This window comes from Methylophaga sp. F7 (genome assembly GCF_056863975.1).
Genome location: NZ_CM166511.1, coordinates 2,105,356 through 2,120,955 on the forward strand (window position 1 = coordinate 2,105,356; position 15,600 = coordinate 2,120,955).

The 15,600-nt window shown below is 42.3% G+C and carries 16 protein-coding genes and 2 tRNA genes; 7 read left to right on the top strand and 11 right to left on the bottom strand.

Annotated features, from left to right (window positions below):
• The first annotated feature begins 32 nt into the window (after window positions 1-32).
• Together AC08OG_RS10565 and AC08OG_RS10570 are read left to right on the top strand one after the other, a co-directional pair.
• Window positions 33-1,442 (top strand): YcjX family GTP-binding protein, encoded by a 1,410-nt coding sequence (locus AC08OG_RS10565; protein ID WP_292399553.1) that lies wholly within the window; start codon window positions 33-35, stop codon window positions 1,440-1,442.
• Window positions 1,442-2,497 (top strand): TIGR01620 family protein, encoded by a 1,056-nt coding sequence (locus AC08OG_RS10570; RefSeq protein WP_292399555.1) that lies wholly within the window; start codon window positions 1,442-1,444, stop codon window positions 2,495-2,497. Before AC08OG_RS10565 ends, AC08OG_RS10570 begins: the two co-directional genes overlap by 1 nt.
• A 17-nt stretch (window positions 2,498-2,514) precedes the next feature.
• Here the strand turns inward: AC08OG_RS10570 and AC08OG_RS10575 are convergent, their stop codons facing one another.
• Window positions 2,515-5,259: a sensor domain-containing diguanylate cyclase gene (locus AC08OG_RS10575; protein WP_482929472.1), complete on the bottom strand. Its 2,745-nt coding sequence runs from the start codon at window positions 5,257-5,259 to the stop codon at window positions 2,515-2,517.
• Window positions 5,260-5,550: 291 nt separating this feature from the next.
• Here AC08OG_RS10575 and AC08OG_RS10580 point away from each other — a divergent pair, with 291 nt between their 5' ends.
• The 5 genes from AC08OG_RS10580 (at window position 5,551) to AC08OG_RS10600 (ending at window position 8,363) form a co-directional block, all read left to right on the top strand.
• Window positions 5,551-5,928 carry a DUF6627 family protein gene (locus AC08OG_RS10580; RefSeq protein ID WP_292355742.1) on the top strand — a complete coding sequence of 126 codons (378 nt, stop codon included), beginning with the start codon at window positions 5,551-5,553 and terminating at the stop codon, window positions 5,926-5,928.
• A 14-nt stretch (window positions 5,929-5,942) separates the two neighbouring features.
• Window positions 5,943-6,140: a hypothetical protein gene (locus AC08OG_RS10585; protein ID WP_482929473.1), complete on the top strand. Its 198-nt coding sequence runs from the start codon at window positions 5,943-5,945 to the stop codon at window positions 6,138-6,140.
• Window positions 6,141-6,148: 8 nt separating this feature from the next.
• Window positions 6,149-6,937: a PA2778 family cysteine peptidase gene (locus AC08OG_RS10590; RefSeq protein WP_482929474.1), complete on the top strand. Its 789-nt coding sequence runs from the start codon at window positions 6,149-6,151 to the stop codon at window positions 6,935-6,937.
• 170 nt (window positions 6,938-7,107) lie between these two features.
• Window positions 7,108-7,545: a BLUF domain-containing protein gene (locus tag AC08OG_RS10595; RefSeq protein WP_482929475.1), complete on the top strand. Its 438-nt coding sequence runs from the start codon at window positions 7,108-7,110 to the stop codon at window positions 7,543-7,545.
• Between the two features lie 47 nt (window positions 7,546-7,592).
• On the top strand, window positions 7,593-8,363 hold the full coding sequence (locus tag AC08OG_RS10600) for an EAL domain-containing protein (RefSeq protein WP_292412863.1): 771 nt from the start codon (window positions 7,593-7,595) through the stop codon (window positions 8,361-8,363).
• Window positions 8,364-8,446: 83 nt separating this feature from the next.
• Here the strand turns inward: AC08OG_RS10600 and azu are convergent, their stop codons facing one another.
• From azu to pgsA, 10 genes are all read right to left on the bottom strand, one after another.
• Window positions 8,447-8,896 carry an azurin gene (gene azu / locus AC08OG_RS10605; protein WP_292399568.1) on the bottom strand — a complete coding sequence of 150 codons (450 nt, stop codon included), beginning with the start codon at window positions 8,894-8,896 and terminating at the stop codon, window positions 8,447-8,449.
• A 379-nt stretch (window positions 8,897-9,275) separates the two neighbouring features.
• Window positions 9,276-10,265, bottom strand: coding sequence for a hypothetical protein (locus AC08OG_RS10610; protein ID WP_439503849.1), 990 nt, complete (start codon window positions 10,263-10,265; stop codon window positions 9,276-9,278).
• Between the two features lie 661 nt (window positions 10,266-10,926).
• The gene (locus AC08OG_RS10615; protein WP_482929476.1) at window positions 10,927-11,172 is read right to left on the bottom strand and encodes a hypothetical protein; all 246 of its coding nucleotides are present in this window, start codon (window positions 11,170-11,172) and stop codon (window positions 10,927-10,929) included.
• Between the two features lie 634 nt (window positions 11,173-11,806).
• Window positions 11,807-12,586, bottom strand: a complete 780-nt coding sequence (locus AC08OG_RS10620) for a YagK/YfjJ domain-containing protein (RefSeq protein ID WP_482929384.1) — start codon at window positions 12,584-12,586, stop codon at window positions 11,807-11,809.
• A gap of 9 nt (window positions 12,587-12,595) precedes the next feature.
• Entirely contained in the window at window positions 12,596-12,931 is a 336-nt protein-coding gene (locus tag AC08OG_RS10625; RefSeq protein ID WP_482929477.1) for a helix-turn-helix domain-containing protein, read from the bottom strand.
• The gene (locus tag AC08OG_RS10630) at window positions 12,931-13,134 is read right to left on the bottom strand and encodes a helix-turn-helix transcriptional regulator (RefSeq protein WP_482929478.1); all 204 of its coding nucleotides are present in this window, start codon (window positions 13,132-13,134) and stop codon (window positions 12,931-12,933) included. Before AC08OG_RS10630 ends, AC08OG_RS10625 begins: the two co-directional genes overlap by 1 nt.
• 271 nt (window positions 13,135-13,405) lie before the next feature.
• A complete protein-coding gene (locus AC08OG_RS10635) occupies window positions 13,406-14,614 on the bottom strand; it encodes a tyrosine-type recombinase/integrase (RefSeq protein ID WP_482929479.1) in 1,209 nt (402 codons plus the stop codon).
• Between the two features lie 162 nt (window positions 14,615-14,776).
• Window positions 14,777-14,850 (bottom strand) — tRNA-Cys (locus AC08OG_RS10640).
• A gap of 79 nt (window positions 14,851-14,929) precedes the next feature.
• Window positions 14,930-15,004: transfer RNA gene (locus AC08OG_RS10645), tRNA-Gly, on the bottom strand.
• Between the two features lie 38 nt (window positions 15,005-15,042).
• The gene (gene pgsA, locus AC08OG_RS10650) at window positions 15,043-15,600 is read right to left on the bottom strand and encodes a CDP-diacylglycerol--glycerol-3-phosphate 3-phosphatidyltransferase (protein WP_318988020.1); all 558 of its coding nucleotides are present in this window, start codon (window positions 15,598-15,600) and stop codon (window positions 15,043-15,045) included.

Below are 15,600 nucleotides of genomic sequence, written 5' to 3' on the forward strand. Positions count from 1 at the left end.
AGACAGCAAGCGTCTGATGTAAGCTGATGCCTATGAATTCAAAGATTGAAAAACTAGGTCTGCGCCTCAATAAAACACTTGATGGAATTGATCAACAAGCCAGCAAATGGGTGGCGCGCAGTCTCGATAAACATCTGAGTATTGGCATTACCGGTTTTAGCGGTAGTGGCAAGTCGACTTTTATTACCAGCCTTATTCATCAACTCAAATATTCCAGTAATGCAAATCTGGGAGGCTTCCTGCCAGCCAGAGATGAACGCCTGTTAAATGTCGAATTACAGCCACTGGATGATTTACCACTATTCGATTATCAACAGGGAATTCAGGCCCTGGCAGGTGATCCACCTGCCTGGCCACCATCAACTACTCATATCAGCGGTTGCCGGTTAATCATTGAATTCAAAAAGAAATCCATGTTGCCGACCTTTACAGGAGAAACCCGTCGATTCACGCTGGAATTACGTGATTATCCAGGTGAATGGTTGCTCGACATTGCCATGTTGCAGCAAGATTATCGGCAATGGAGTATGGATACTGCTGCACTTTGTTCCAAAGGCATCCGTCATCAACTCGCGGAAGAGATGCAAAAAGAGTTTAATGATTTGGATCCGCTCGCCCCAATTGATGAACAACAAATTGAAGCATTATTTGTTCGTTATCGAAGTTTTCTGATGACATGTAAAACAGCAGGTTTGACATTTATTCAACCTGGGAGGGCTTTATTGCCTGACAGCAGTGACTTTCCAGTGTTTATTCCATTGTTCAATCTGCAATCGCTCAGCCCGCAAGAATTAGACAATGCCGATGATGACTCCTTATACAAAGTCATGCAGCAACGCTATAAAACCTATCTGAAAAACTTTGTTCAGCCATTTTATAAAACTTTTTTCCGTGGCATTGATCGTCAGGTGGTATTGATCGATGTGCTGAAAGCTTTGAGCGGAGGCAAGGAAAAATTTGACGATATGGTGATTGCTTTCAGCCGGATTATTGATTGCTATCGCGTGGGGCATAATGCGTTTCTGAACCGTTTATTTAGCCCTCAGGTCGAAAAAATTCTGTTTCTGGCATCCAAACCGGATCGAATTTTAATGAATCAGCACGAATCTTTGCGTCGTCTGTGCGACGATATAATCAGCCATATCTGCCCACAATCGGTTAGAAATCGTATTGAAATCGAAACGGAGATAGCGGCCGCTGTACGAACGACACATGATCATAATGATCATCTGACTGCCAGACTACTGGATGGACAATATGGCGAACTACGCCACCCTGCTATTCCCGACAAACTGCCTGATCCCGATCAGTGGCATCAATTATCACGCTGGAATCCGCCCGTACTTCGAGCTCCGCTCAACCCTGACTTGATAATGGGCGGACGTCTGGCTCATATTCGGATGGATAAAGTATTACGGGATCTGATAGGAGATAAATTCTGATGGCTTCCACAGAAGATTTTTTTAAACCTAAACCACAACAGGAAGCTAAGCAAAAAGCGGATATATCCCCCGAGGAAACTGAAAACTTTTTCAAAGTTCTCTCCGAAAACAACGAGGTCAACCTGCCTGATTCGGTGGAAACTGATCCATTGCTCGATTTTGACGACACATTACTGATACCGCCGCGCCGTAATCGTGGTTTGAAATGGTTGATCGTCACATTGTTCATTCTGTTAATCGGTATGTTGGCCTGGGATGTAGTTGATTTTGCACAAATGCTCTGGCAACAAAGCAAAGCGATGGGGTTAGCCTTCAGTGCCTTCGCAGCTTTCTTAGCAGGTCTGGTAGTACAGCAATTACTGGTGTATCGCCGCAACCAGAAACAGCTTAAACGGGCCGATCAGATCCGCGAACAGGCTGCTCAACTGGTCCATGAACAACATATCGGCAATGCAAAAAAATGGCTGAATTCGCTAGAGACTTTCTACGATGGTCAGCCACAGGCTGATTTATTAAAACCTTGTGTTGATAAGCTACCTGACTATCTAAATGACAGTGAAGTTGTCTATCGTATCAGTGAAGATTTCTACCGGCAGCTGGACCGCCAGGCAATCCATATTATTGAACGTACCAGTATCAGCAGTGCTGCAATGATTGCGGTCAGCCAGCTGGCCGTTGTTGATTCTTTGTTAGTGGTCTGGAAAACACTGAAAATGATTAACCAGATCAATATTATTTATGGCGTCAGATTAAATCGCTTAGCTCAATGGCGATTAAATCTACGGGTATGCAAAATTGCACTTGGCAGTTACGCCAGCCAGGCGGGCATTAGTTTCTTTTCTGAACAGGTCGGTATTGGTTTGGGGGGCAAAATTCTGGGCAGCGTGGCCCAGGGATTTGGTGTGGGTTTGTATCAGGCCAGAATCGGTATCCATGCAATGCAACATATTCGGCCAGTCGCCTTCACCAATGACGAAAGACCCAAACTGAATATGTTTGCCAACCTGTTACGCCGTAAATTAACCAAGCTGACGGCAGAACAGGACTCAGATTAACCTGACTATTCTGGCTGTCAGAGTTGAGCGATCAGGTGATTTGAACCGAATATATGCACCCCATTACGTCCAGCAGATTTCACCTCGTATAAGGCCAGGTCCGCCTTTTTGGTAAGCTCGCTGACCGTTTCGTTTTCAGCATCGCCTGGGAAGATTGCTACCCCGATACTCAGGGTAATACGAAAGTCATGCGTATTTACATTTAAAGGCTTCGATACCGTTTCCAGAATATGCTCTGCCACTAATTTGGCATCATCTGGCTTTTTGAGTTCGGTGAGTAAAATAACAAATTCATCACCACCGACACGGCTTAAGGTGTCTGTCTGTCGTAAGCAGTGTGACATTCTGTCAGCAACAGATTTAAGAATCTCATCCCCAACATCATGACCATGGGTATCGTTAATTTGTTTAAAGTGGTCGACATCGACAAACATCAACGCAATGGGATAGCCCACCCGTTTCGCATGTGCCAGAGTATGACCAATTCGTTCATCAAACAAACGCCGATTTGGTAGCCCCGTTAAGGTATCGTGATATGCCATCTGACGAATACGATCCGATTCGGATTTGCGAGCGGTTACATCTTCAATTTGTGAAATAAAATGGATGACCTCGCCCTTTTCATTACGAACTAACGACACACTCAGCAATACAAAAATGACATCACCGGTTTTATGAAAATAGCGCTTTTCCATCTGATAGTGTTCGAGATCCCCATTGAGTAATTTCCGTACATACTCAAGATCCAAATCCAGATCGTCTGGATGTGTGACATCAACAAAGGTTTTATCCATCAACTCTTCTTCGCTGTATCCCAACATTCGACAGAGTGCACCATTTACTTCCAACCAACGACCATCCAGACCAACAATCGCCATGCCAATTGCGGCGGTATCAAACGCATTGCGGAAACGTTCTTCACTTTGTTGCAATGCCAACTCAGCCTGTTTACGCCATGAAATATCGGTTTTGGTGCCAATAACGCGAATCGGATTCCCATCGGCATCACGTTCGGCTACCGTGGCGCTGCCCAGCATCCATTTCCAGCTGCCATCCTTGCTGAGAATACGATGCTCATTTCGATATTCCGGTTTTTCCCCACTAAACATCCGGTTGATATCGGCCGTTACCCTTTCGATATCCTGAGGATGTATTAATTTCAGCCAATGTTCCATCTGACCGATAATTTCACCCGGAGCATAGCCGAGCATGGCCAGTAATTTATCAGAGAACACCACAACATTATTGGCCACATCCCAGTCCCAGACCCCGGCTCCACTGCCCTCGAGAGCGTGTTTCCAACGTTGCTCAGTCTCCAGAATCCTTTTCTGGTGCTGCCAGTCTTCGGTGATGTCGTAGCTGACACCGACCAGAGAAAGCAGCTGTCCAGCATCGTTGAAATAGAGTTCTGCTGAAGTATGAATCATTCGAATCTCAGCACCATGATGTATTCTGGAGCGAACGTCAAAAGATTTATGCTGTTGAATGGACTGTTCTACAGCCACTCGGAAAGGCAACAGATCCGCTTCGTGAATCAATTTTTCAAATTCCGCGTAATCCATTTGCTCAGTTGAGTTGGGTAGACCAAATACCTTGCTCGCCATACTGTCGAACATAATAATATTGGTTTCCACATCCCATTCCCAAATAGCAATTTCAGCCGCCTCTGTTGCCAGCGCCAGTCTCCGTGCATTCTGTCGATAGGATTTGGTCATTTGGGAAGCAATACGGATGGCGTTTGCCCGGCTTTTCGCAATGGCCGCAATCACCAGGGCAAATAACAGGGAAATCACGATTCCGATTATCCAGGTTATCACTGTATTGTTACGCAGGATCGAATCAGCAAATTCCCGATCAGGTTGGCCTACAAATGACCAGGTACGGCCACCCACCTCGTAGCTTTTTTGCAAACTAAATGACTCTTCAGATGCTACTCCAGGCTGAGAAAATAACAGGCTTTCGGATTTTTCGGCTTCATCATCATATATGTTCAGCAAGCCGACATTGTTATGTGTCATCAACACATCCTGCAAAACATCATCAATACGAAACACTGCATAGACCCAGCCTGAATGAATAGTTCGCTTACCAATGGCAACGTCTGATTCGCTCGCGTCGATGTACACAGGCAGATACATCAACAAACCATTGATGGTCGAGTCTGAACCATCCTGTTTTAAAAAAACCTTTTCGGTAATGCTTGCCTTGCCGGTTTTGACCGCTCGATCCATGGCGTCTCTTCGAGTGATATCGGCATACATATCAAAGCCCAAAGCCCGCATATTTTTCTTGGTCACAGGTTCGATATAAAGGTTTGAGGTATATTTATCACGCACTCCCTGAGGATAAATATCATAGCTCAACATCCCGGATTGTCTGACTGCATTAATATGCATCTGTTTTTGTTCTGGAGAGAGAGCAACTACATAGCCCAGTCCCTGAATGCCTGGATAATTTTCTTCCAGTTTCAAGCTTTGATAAAAATTGGCAAAATCCTCACGAGACAAATCAGGAGAGACATAAAACAAGCCCTGGGTAGCTCGTAGCATTTCCTCATAGGCATTTATTTTTCCGACCACGGCATCGACGGCCTGATTAAAAGTGACGTTATAAGCAGCCTCTAAACGAACAGACTCCATCTCAGCCATTTTCCCTGCAACGAAATAGGTTAAAACCAAACCAAACAAAAACGCCACAAAAGACGTTACAAAGGTAAAAGGTTTAAGCAATAAGCTTTGATTAGTGCGAATAACCAGCTCCATTAATAGCGCATACGTTGAATGAACGAATTCATTTTTCAGGGAATCAATATCAAATTGAGCCAATCATCAGCAAAAAATTGATGTTGAACTTATTTGCTTAAGTTTGCCATCAAGCAAAATATAAAGAAACTCTACCTAATAAATAATCAAAATCGAAGGTAATTCATCACACTAGGGCTTTTTTTGATGCTTGAAGTTAATAGAATTGGTTTTATATAGTTCTTGTCACCGTAGTCATGGTAAGCTGAAATTCAGGCTAGTTCTTGGCCTTTTAAATCAACGGAGGGATGTATGAAACAAAAAGTATTTGCGTGGATTGCTTTGCTTGGCTTTTTCGGAAGCATCACCTTACCGGTGCAGGCAGCAATGATCAGCACGCCTGATGTTATTCAATCACAACAATCTGCATATGACCGCGAGCAATTGTCTTCAATGCTGGAACGTGACGATGTTCAGCAACAACTATTGTCAATGGGAGTTGCCCCCGAAACCGTTCAGGATCGTGTCAACAGCATGACTGATTTTGAAATTGCCCAGTTAAATGAGCAAATTAATGACATGCCAGCTGGCGGGATACTCGGTGCAATAGTACTTATCTTTGTTGTGTTTGTTATTACTGACGCTATCGGTGCAACCGACATTTTCCCTTTTGTCAGACCGGTCCGTTAATCTGATTTAAGCTTATGCAAACAGATAATCGCTCTCTCTACACCCAGCTTCGGCTGGGTGTTTTAATATTACTGAGCTTATTGTTGACCGCTTGCAGTCATACACCTCAGACAAATCTTCTGAATCAACAGCCATTCGAGCCAGTTCAGGCCGAGCTCGATGATGTGCCCTTTTTCCCCAGACCCAATATCAGTGTGGTCCGGCTGCCTTAGCAACCTTGATGCAATATCGTGGCGTCGATATCACGCCCGATCAGTTAACTGACCAGGTCTATATTCCACAGAAACAAGGCAGCCTGCAGATAGAAATGGTTGCGGCAACTCGAAAACAAGGTTTGATGCCCTACCCTTTGGCGCCAAAGATGAACGATTTATTGACTGAAGTGGCGAATGGCAATCCCGTTTTAGTGATGCAAAACCTTGGCTATAACTGGAAACCCTTCTGGCATTATGCCGTGGTGATTGGTTTTGATATCAACTCACAGGAACTCATTCTGCGTTCTGGTGAAACCAAACGATGGCAAACAACATTAAAAACCTTTGAACGTACCTGGGCCCGCACCGATCATTGGGCACTGGTCATTGTCAGGCCTGAACAAATCCCTGCCACCGCGAACATGCCGGCCTGGTTACAAACTGCCTATGATGCTGAAAAGACCGGACAGCATAAAACAGCAGAACAAGCCTATATCGCTGCGATGGAGCATTGGAGCGAACATCAGCAGGCAGGAATCGCACTTGCCAATTTGTATTATCAGCAGGAGCGTTTTGATAAGTCTGATACTGTCTATGGTCAATTAACCGAACAATTCCCATACGACGCTTCTCTGTGGAATAACCGGGCCTATAGCCTGAAAGACATTGGTTGCCATCAAACTGCGTTAGCTTCTGCATCTTGTGCGACACGATTGGCACCTGATGACAAAAATATTCAGTCCACATTTCAGGAGATGTTACTGCTGGAACCTCTGACCCATAACAGTTGCCCCAAGATTAACTGTCCAGATTGATTAACCTGACAAAATACAGCAGCTCAAGGACGGTTATCAAGAAAGGTGATACAGGTCTGTTAGATGCATGTTTAAGCTTGTCGTCATGCATTCTCTGACATAGACTAATCTGAAACAAGACGAGGCTAGTTGTACCAGCTTGTTCGTATTGGATAACAGGATGCGGTATTTTGACGAAAAGCTTATTGAGAATTTTGTATACCAGTAAAACCCATAATCGCTTATCCGATGTCGATTTAACGAAATTGTTACATCAGAGTCGTGAAAATAATCAGCGCATCCAGATTCATGGCATCCTATGTTATAACCATTCCGATTTTATTCAGGTGCTCGAAGGTCCAGAAACAGCTGTTATCTCTCTCTATAAAAGAATCCTTGATGATGAACGTCATCATGACTGTAAACTCATTAATATATGCCTTAGCAATAAATACATTTTTAATAATTGGGCAATGGGATACATTGATATCAGTCAGGGCGATATGCGCCGGCTGAGGCAAGAGCTACCAGAAAAGTTATCGAATGATAATGCTGACAAATTTGCCTATCAGCTGAAACATTATTTAAATAACCCGATAAAGAAAACTGATCAGACGATTTTTATCTGATGACAGATGACTATCCAACGATAACCAACACAAAGAAAGAGTATCAAATGACAAATCAACTACCCGATTTCAAACCTTTAGGTTGTAATAAATGTTTAGAAGGTGGTGGATTGGACTTCAATTTTTCAATGGCTTTTCAGCCAATTGTTAATATTCAGGAAAAACAGATTTTTGGTTACGAGGCACTGGTTCGTGGCATAAATAATGAGCCGGCTTATACCATTCTGGATAAATTGAATGACACCAATCGTTATTCCTTTGATCAGACAATTCGGGTGAAAGCCATTCAGCTGGCCAAACAACTTGATTTACAAGGCATGCTCAGCATTAATTTCTTTCCTAATGCCGTTTATCGTCCGGAAACCTGCATTCGAGCTACCTTGGAAGCGGCTGATTTAATGGATTTTCCCACCAAAAATTTAATGTTTGAAGTCACCGAGGTGGAAAAGGTTACTGATAATAATCATCTGAAAAATATTTTTGATGAATACAAACGGCATAATTTCACTACAGCAATTGATGATTTTGGCTCCGGTTATGCCGGCTTAAATTTGCTCGCCGACTGGCAGCCAGACATTATAAAACTCGATATGGCACTGATTCGGGGTATTAATAAAGATAAAGTCAGACAATCGATTGTCCGCTCAATCATTATGACCTGTAAGGATTTGGAGATAAGAGTCATTGCTGAGGGTGTCGAAACGATAGAAGAGTTTCAATTTATCCGCGATCAAGGCGTAGCTTTATTTCAGGGTTATTATTTTGCCAGGCCTCAATTCGAAGCTTTGCCAGAAGTCGACCCGGCTTTGTACGAATGATATAAATAAAAAAATCCTCCCTCCGGCAGTGGTGGCTCTGAAAGAACAACAGACACTGGCTGGAGGGAGGATTTCAGGTGAACTTATTTGATATTGAAACGACCGTTCATCATTCCACTATGCCCAGGGAATGAACAGAAGAAAGTCAGTTTTTCATCAGCAAGTCCTTCAGTAGAAAACTCAACTTCAGCCGATTCGCCACCACCAATTACTTCCGTCGCGGCAATAATACGATCATCACCTTCCGGCAGATAATTATTATCCAGCCCCGCAGCAGCGCCTTCTTTCACGATTGCCTGCATATCATCTGCCTTGGTCAAAACCCAGTTATGGCCCATCATATCTTTAGCCAATGAACCTATATGTTTAAGGGTGACTTTGACTGTTTCACAACTGGCAGGAACTGACATTTTCTTAGTGTTGTAGGTCATTTGATCTGTCGCTTCAATCACTAAATCACATTCATCGGCAAATGCTGTGAATGGTAATAAAGCAAACAATCCCACAGCAATTAACAAACGATTTTTTTTCATTTCGATCTCCCAATAATTCCGGCAACATTGCCTTCTCAACGAGCATCAACTTTATCAGCTGAAAAATTAAGTTGGTTTAATATGCGTTAAACATGATTCATTATTAATGCTCATCCTTTCAACGTTACTGGGATAAAGTTACAAGCAAACCATAACAAACAAGTAGTCCTTAAGCTTCATGGATAGCTAACTGCTAATGTTGCAGGGACAAAACTTGATACTGAGCTTTAATAACAACCATTCTCATTATAAAGAGCCTGTTTTGATGATAACAATAGGTCAGGAAAGATTGAGGAATAATTCCTGTAGCTATCCGTGAAACACTAGCTAAAACAAGCTATTGGGAAGCTTTCAGCCAAATGGATATAATAAGCATGACCTATTCGGCTGCTACCTGAATATCAAAATAATTTTCAAGTGCGTTTGGCGACATCAACGTCGCCATAAAGACCAGAAATATTCCAGCACCTTCGGGACTTTTAGAATTTATATCCAGCTCGACTTGTGGTGTATCGCTATCAATAAACTGGCTGCTGGCTTCAATCAACTGTGTTCTTAATCCGGGTGAAAGTGCCTGTAAAGCTGAAAACTGTTGCTGAATCTGCAGTTTCAAGCCAGCTTTATATTCTTCTGTAGTCATCCCTGCACTTTCAGCACCTTGCTCTATTAAAGGCTGCCACGCACCAGCATCTTCAAACTCTATGGCAGCTGTTATCAAACCAGTCTGCATCCATTCTGCTGTAACAGCCGACATATCCTCATTATTTCTTAACCGTCTCATCTGACTTTCCAGATCCGGGATCTGACTAAAGTTGGTATGTAGATTCATCGAAAACAGCTGTGCCGCATCTTTTTCTGTTAACTCGGGATTATAAAACTGATTCTGCAAATTCAGCGTCAGTTGGCGCTCAACAGGATGATAGCGGTAAGCCAGATGCTGATTGTGACCAATTTTGTCTTCTTTAATACCCAGGTTTCGCAATGCTTCAACTAAAGATTGTTCCTGTTGTTTCGTGCCATCACCACCGGTAACGGTAAACAACGCATCCTCAGTTGAAATATCCATCGCATAAATAAAATCCTGCGCCTGGTTCAACTCAATATCGCTTATCGTCAGTAACCCTATTTGATGTTTACGATCAGCATCATCAGTGATGAGAACATCATTCACTGTAATATCTTTGGTATAGGGGTTGGCAACAACCTCCCCAACTTCGACCTGAACGCCATTCTGGTTAATTTTAGCGACTAACTCATCAACTAACGCCTGAGCTGCCTGATTTGCCTCATTATTAGCAACTGCATGGGCTCCACCCAATGCAATAGCGATTATCAGCAGAGGCACATAAATGATTTTTTTTCTGAACACTGTTGTCTCCAACAAAATAATAAAAAAACAGAACCGCAGTATGCCTGTATGACTAATAACGAACCAGTTTAGTTTGACCTTGTTTGGCACTTTGCATCTTAGGTAAATACGTTTTGGTCAGATGAATGATAAGACAGAAAAAAACCGTTATTGACTGGCTTTATTTAGTAAGCACACATAACTCAGAAACAGAGAAGTCTTAAATGTTACAAAATAGAATTTTAACTCGACTGGCTTCTCATAAATATATGAGGAGCCTTATAGCTTTGAGAAGTGTGTTAAAAACAGCAGGCATAAAAAAAGCGCTATAAGCGCTTAGATATTTTTTTCTATGCTGTTCTGAAAATGGAGGTGGGGTCTCAATCTAATTGTCATCGTATATGCGCATTTTTATTGGCTTTACATAATTAATATTTTTCAGTTGGCACTATAGTTGGCACCAAATACATCATGCTTAACTTTTCTAACACGCTTCTTTTTACTGGCTTGCTTTATCTCCCAGCTATTGAAAACCTAATCAACAGCTAATCTCTTTTGGGATAGGCTTGTAGCGCAAAAATTCAACCCTCTATATCTAAGGTAAATCTGTTTATCTTCTACGCGCGTATTGCTCCTAAAACCCATTAAGATTTTCTAGTTTTCTGACACTATAAAAGGACTATTAGAAGGTTTCATAAAACTCTGCAATATCCTCAAGCCTATAGAACCTGCCACCAGCTTTATAAATGGGTTTGAGAGGACAATCATCGAGTAAGACAATCTCAGCAAAAACATCGGGCTTTAACCGCAACATCTCAACAGCAAGCCACTCAGGTACTAGCGGATCATGAGTAACAGTCAGCTTTCTGTTATTCATCCATTCTTTCAGCTGTTCAATAATCTCAGCTTTGGTTTTAGTTTTGTTCATCTTTATGAATATTTTTGCCTATCGCCTCGCGCGCGCGTATCTGTCACCTAAACGTATTTCTCGGTAATTAAACGGTGGCTATTAGTTTAAAACAGGGTCAATTCCTAATGTGTGATTTTGGTCGATAAATGCCCATTTTATTATCAATGCATAATGACTGACATCAGGTTTTGTCTGGTTTTACGGTCTAAGTATTTCCAATAATTTCTTTACCATACCCTTGCCTTAATCTTGACCTTTGCATGGGGTTAATCTTGGGCTTTTAAGCGTTCAAAAGGCCGTTCACTTTTGCACCTAACCCTTTGTTTTAAAAGCTCTGGCGCGTTCACTTTTTTCATATACGCAAGTTAATATTAATCGACCTATTGCCAGTGTAGACCCTTCCCTTAATCTTACCCTTTGTTTGATGCTACCTAGACCAGCCTAGACAGAATAATGATGGGTACAAAGGATCAAAGCACAGTTTAGGGAAAGTCTTTAATATTCTTCTCGCGTAGTGATGTCAGAAAAACCTTCATTTACCCTTTCTGAGGTAGTGGCTTGTTTAAGTAGCTAACTCTATTCGTAAATGCTGGGTAAACTAAAATCAGTCTGTAAACCATGCTTTTACTAGACCAATATCATTTACGGGCCATCAGGTTGATATGGGTTTCATGCGAGAGCATTGAAAATCTTTAGCCTGTTTGTCTCTGTAGCCTTTTCCTCTGGCTTTAGCTAGGTAAGATAGCCGATAGATAACATCATCGGTTATTTGCTCACCTAGGCCAAAGTAGTAAGGCCGATTGATAACGGGTACGTGATAAGCCCCCGTTCCATCATCCCAGGCGTTTCTGATTAGCTCATTAATCCTTTTTGAGTGCCTGATTAATCGCCCATCAAGGAAGAGTACAAAATGATAATGCTGTGATTTTGCTCGCTCCTTCTCTCTTGCCCAACAAAAACCAATTTCGTTAAAACCATAATCACGCCTCAATCGCATGAATAACCGATTATTAAATTTACTCAGCCGCTTATTATCTCCAGTGTAATAGTGCGTATGAAGATCAAACCTCAACACAAAAACACGGCTCCATTTTTGAGCTGCTAATTCAAACTGGTTAATCATTGATTTTAGGGTTTCAACATATAGTCCTGACTTTGCTGAATTAACACGGTAGTTTTTTCCTCGATATTCAAAAATATCCTTACGCATTACCGTTTTTCGATTTCGCGTTTTTTTGCGAGCCGCTTGCTTTTTCCCTTTGTTATTTAGTTGGTTTATTTCTTCAACATCTTTAGATATTAGAAATAACCCGCCTTTATGGCCCGTTTCGGAAAAAGGCAAAGCCTCGCCCGTACTGGGTTTGGCTTTGCTTTTATGTGTTAAAACCGCTGTGTTAAAACCGTGTAAAAGTTTTTCGGCAGTTTCAGACATATTTTCACCTTATATTTCAGATGAAGATTGTCTTATTCCGCCAGCACGATTATTATCATTGATGCTAATAGCAAAGCCCTTTCCGTTAGTTTGGTCGCTGGTGGTTGGGGCTTTCTTGTCTCTATTAAACAGCACATATTTACCTTCTCTGTGCTTTGTTCCCGTTCTATCTTCCGAGGTTGTCCAGTGAGTAATGATCCTGTGGCCTTGCTCTCTTAGCTCCAATACCCTGGAAGCTGGGGACATAATCCCCAACTCATCACGGGCTTGCAGTGTAGTAAGTGAGCCATGCTCATGAAGATAGTTCAGAATAGCTAAGCGTTGGCCTTCTCTTGAATTATCCATTAGGCCACCTCACTATCACTTCGAGAGGCTTCAATTCTTTCCTGTAACCACTGTTCCACTTCTGATCTCAAAAACCCTGAGCTTCGCTGAGATAATTTTATTTGTTTAGGAAATTCAGCCCTTGAAATCATCCGGTATAGTGACGATCCACTTAGCTTTGTGATTTGCTTTACCTCTGATAGTTTTAAGATTTGTTCTGCCATGTTGTACCCTCCTTTAGGGCGTTGTGAAACATGACATCTAATTATTCACATATTTAAATTTTTGCCAAAAGTACGTTGATTTTGTGAAGTAAAAGCAATCAAAAGTGTCGATTTTGTTAGTTTTGGTCAGTTTTGTCAGGATAATGGTGGTGCTCTAAAAGAACAATAATTAGGATATAGCTTATTTCCGCAGGATTTTATCTATTCTTAGAACACCACCCTGTAAAATAATAAACTATTAATTATCAACATCTTAAACATTTTTTGTTTATTATTGTTTTTGGATTTTTATGGATATGACATCAGCACCAGTTGCCAGCCCATCCAAATAATCAGCCCATGATTGCATCATCTTTTTACGCTCTGGCATGTACTCAGCATAGTTGTAAGCTGCTCTTACTCCATCACGCTCACTGTGAGCTAGTTGTCTTTCGATAGCGTCACGGTTCCAGCCTTGCTCATTAAGAATGGTTGAGGCCATGCTTCTAAAGCCGTGTCCGGTCATTTCTTCTTTGGTATATCCCAAGCGACGCAAAGCACCATTTACAGTGTTATTGCTCATCGGTCTTGTCTTGGTACGATTAGATGGGAAAAGATATTGTCCTGAGCCTGTGAGAGGCTTTAATTCTTGAATGATGCTGATTGCTTGCTGGGATAGTGGGATTATATGAAGCACGCCCATTTTCATTTTTTCGGCAGGTATACGCCACTCAGCTTTATCTAAATCAAACTCTGACCATTCAGCACTTCTAAGCTCTTTAGGACGAACAAATACCAAAGGGGCAAGCTTTAACGCACAGCCTGTGACAAATGAACCTGCATATTCATTAATTGCTCTTAAAAGCCCGCCTATTTGTTTAGGTTCTGTTAATGATGCGTGATGTTTAGTTCTAGCTGGTGGTAGTGCACCTTTCAAGTCAAAAGATGGATCTCTTTCGGCTCTGCCTGTGGCAACGGCATATCTAAAAACCTGACCGCATTGCTGTAATGTTCTGTGAGCTGTATCTAATGCGCCTCTGCTCTCAATGCGTCGGACAACCGCCAGCAGTTCAGCAGCTTTAATGCCATTAATATTGTGAGTACCAAGCCATGGAAAAACATTCTTTTCAAAGCGTGTAATTGTTCGCTCGGCATGATCATTAGACCAGTTAGGTTTAAATTTGTGGTGCCATTCACGAGCAATAACTTCAAAGCTATTCTGATCGCCTTTAGACTGCTTTTCAGCCTTCCTGACATTAGCAGGGTCAACTCCCTCAGCAATACGCTTTCTGAGATCGTCACGGGCATTTCTGGCTTCTTTGAGACCGACATCAGGATAGGTGCCTAGGGATAACCTTTTTTGTTTTCCGTCAAAACGATATTTAAAACGCCACCACTTCCCGCCTTTAGGCGATATCTCTAAAGATAAGCCTTTTTCATCAGCTACGGCATAAAGCTTTTCTTGGGGCTTAAGTGATTTGATCTTAATATCGGACAACATGGTGCCAACTCCACTTGTGGTACATCAGTTGGCACTATTGTTGGCACCACTAAGTGGTACATGTCAAGATTCTTTTTGGGATGTTGTGAGGCATAGATAAAGCCAAACCGTAAGTAAATACAGGGCTTTAGGGACGCTTTGGGATGTTGTGAGATGTGTAAATGGAGGCTGGGGTCGGAATCGAACCGGCGTTAACGGAGTTGCAGTCCGCTGCATGACCACTCTGCCACCCAGCCATGGTATGTCTTTTTTCTTACGTTTCAAGACTAAAAAGCCGCAGTAGTAACTTGGACTGACCGCGGCTTTTTTTATTCTTGGAGCGGGAAACGAGATTCGAACTCGCGACCCCAACCTTGGCAAGGTTGTGCTCTACCACTGAGCTATTCCCGCTTAGGAAGACGTGCATTATAGGCACTTAATATTTTCTGTCAACCCTTATCTACCAACACTGGCAAGGCTGCTTTCAAGTAGCTGATCATTGAGGTCAAAGTGAGTAATGCGGCTATGTATAACAAGCCTACACCGATTTCAAAAACAGGTAATCCAAACAGCGGTTTATAGAATATCAGGCAACCGATAGCGATCATTTGAAATGTGGTTTTCCATTTGCCGATAGAAGAAACCTGAACTACATGGCGGGCACCAATTTCAGCCATCCATTCGCGTAATGCGGAAATTGTGATTTCACGAAATACGATGACAATCACCGGAAGCAGAATAAACCATACTGGTGATTTGAAAAGAATCAGCAATAACGCCACCACCACAATTAATTTATCTGCGACAGGATCAATAAACGCTCCAAAGGGCGAGGTGAGGTTCATCCTTCGAGCCAAATAGCCATCCAGCCAATCCGTGATACCCGCCAGCACAAAGACAATGGTGGCCCACAAAGGAGCATAGGTACTGGGAAGAAAATACAGTACCACCAGAACAGGTATTAAAAGCACCCTGAGCAGACTGAGTAAGTTAGGTATATTCAGCAT

Coding starts and splice junctions, on each gene's coding strand:
- AC08OG_RS10565 (WP_292399553.1), top strand. CDS start 33: ATGAATTCAAAGATTGAAAAACTAGGTCTGCGCCTCAATAAAACACTT.
- AC08OG_RS10620 (WP_482929384.1), bottom strand. CDS start 12,586: ATGTCTGAAACTGCCGAAAAACTTTTACACGGTTTTAACACAGCGGTT.
- AC08OG_RS10585 (WP_482929473.1), top strand. CDS start 5,943: ATGCAAACAGATAATCGCTCTCTCTACACCCAGCTTCGGCTGGGTGTT.
- azu (WP_292399568.1), bottom strand. CDS start 8,896: ATGAAAAAAAATCGTTTGTTAATTGCTGTGGGATTGTTTGCTTTATTA.
- AC08OG_RS10630 (WP_482929478.1), bottom strand. CDS start 13,134: ATGGCAGAACAAATCTTAAAACTATCAGAGGTAAAGCAAATCACAAAG.
- AC08OG_RS10590 (WP_482929474.1), top strand. CDS start 6,149: ATGCAATATCGTGGCGTCGATATCACGCCCGATCAGTTAACTGACCAG.
- AC08OG_RS10615 (WP_482929476.1), bottom strand. CDS start 11,172: ATGAACAAAACTAAAACCAAAGCTGAGATTATTGAACAGCTGAAAGAA.
- AC08OG_RS10570 (WP_292399555.1), top strand. CDS start 1,442: ATGGCTTCCACAGAAGATTTTTTTAAACCTAAACCACAACAGGAAGCT.
- pgsA (WP_318988020.1), bottom strand. CDS start 15,600: ATGCTGAATATACCTAACTTACTCAGTCTGCTCAGGGTGCTTTTAATA.
- AC08OG_RS10575 (WP_482929472.1), bottom strand. CDS start 5,259: ATGGAGCTGGTTATTCGCACTAATCAAAGCTTATTGCTTAAACCTTTT.
- AC08OG_RS10625 (WP_482929477.1), bottom strand. CDS start 12,931: ATGGATAATTCAAGAGAAGGCCAACGCTTAGCTATTCTGAACTATCTT.
- AC08OG_RS10600 (WP_292412863.1), top strand. CDS start 7,593: ATGACAAATCAACTACCCGATTTCAAACCTTTAGGTTGTAATAAATGT.
- AC08OG_RS10580 (WP_292355742.1), top strand. CDS start 5,551: ATGAAACAAAAAGTATTTGCGTGGATTGCTTTGCTTGGCTTTTTCGGA.
- AC08OG_RS10635 (WP_482929479.1), bottom strand. CDS start 14,614: ATGTTGTCCGATATTAAGATCAAATCACTTAAGCCCCAAGAAAAGCTT.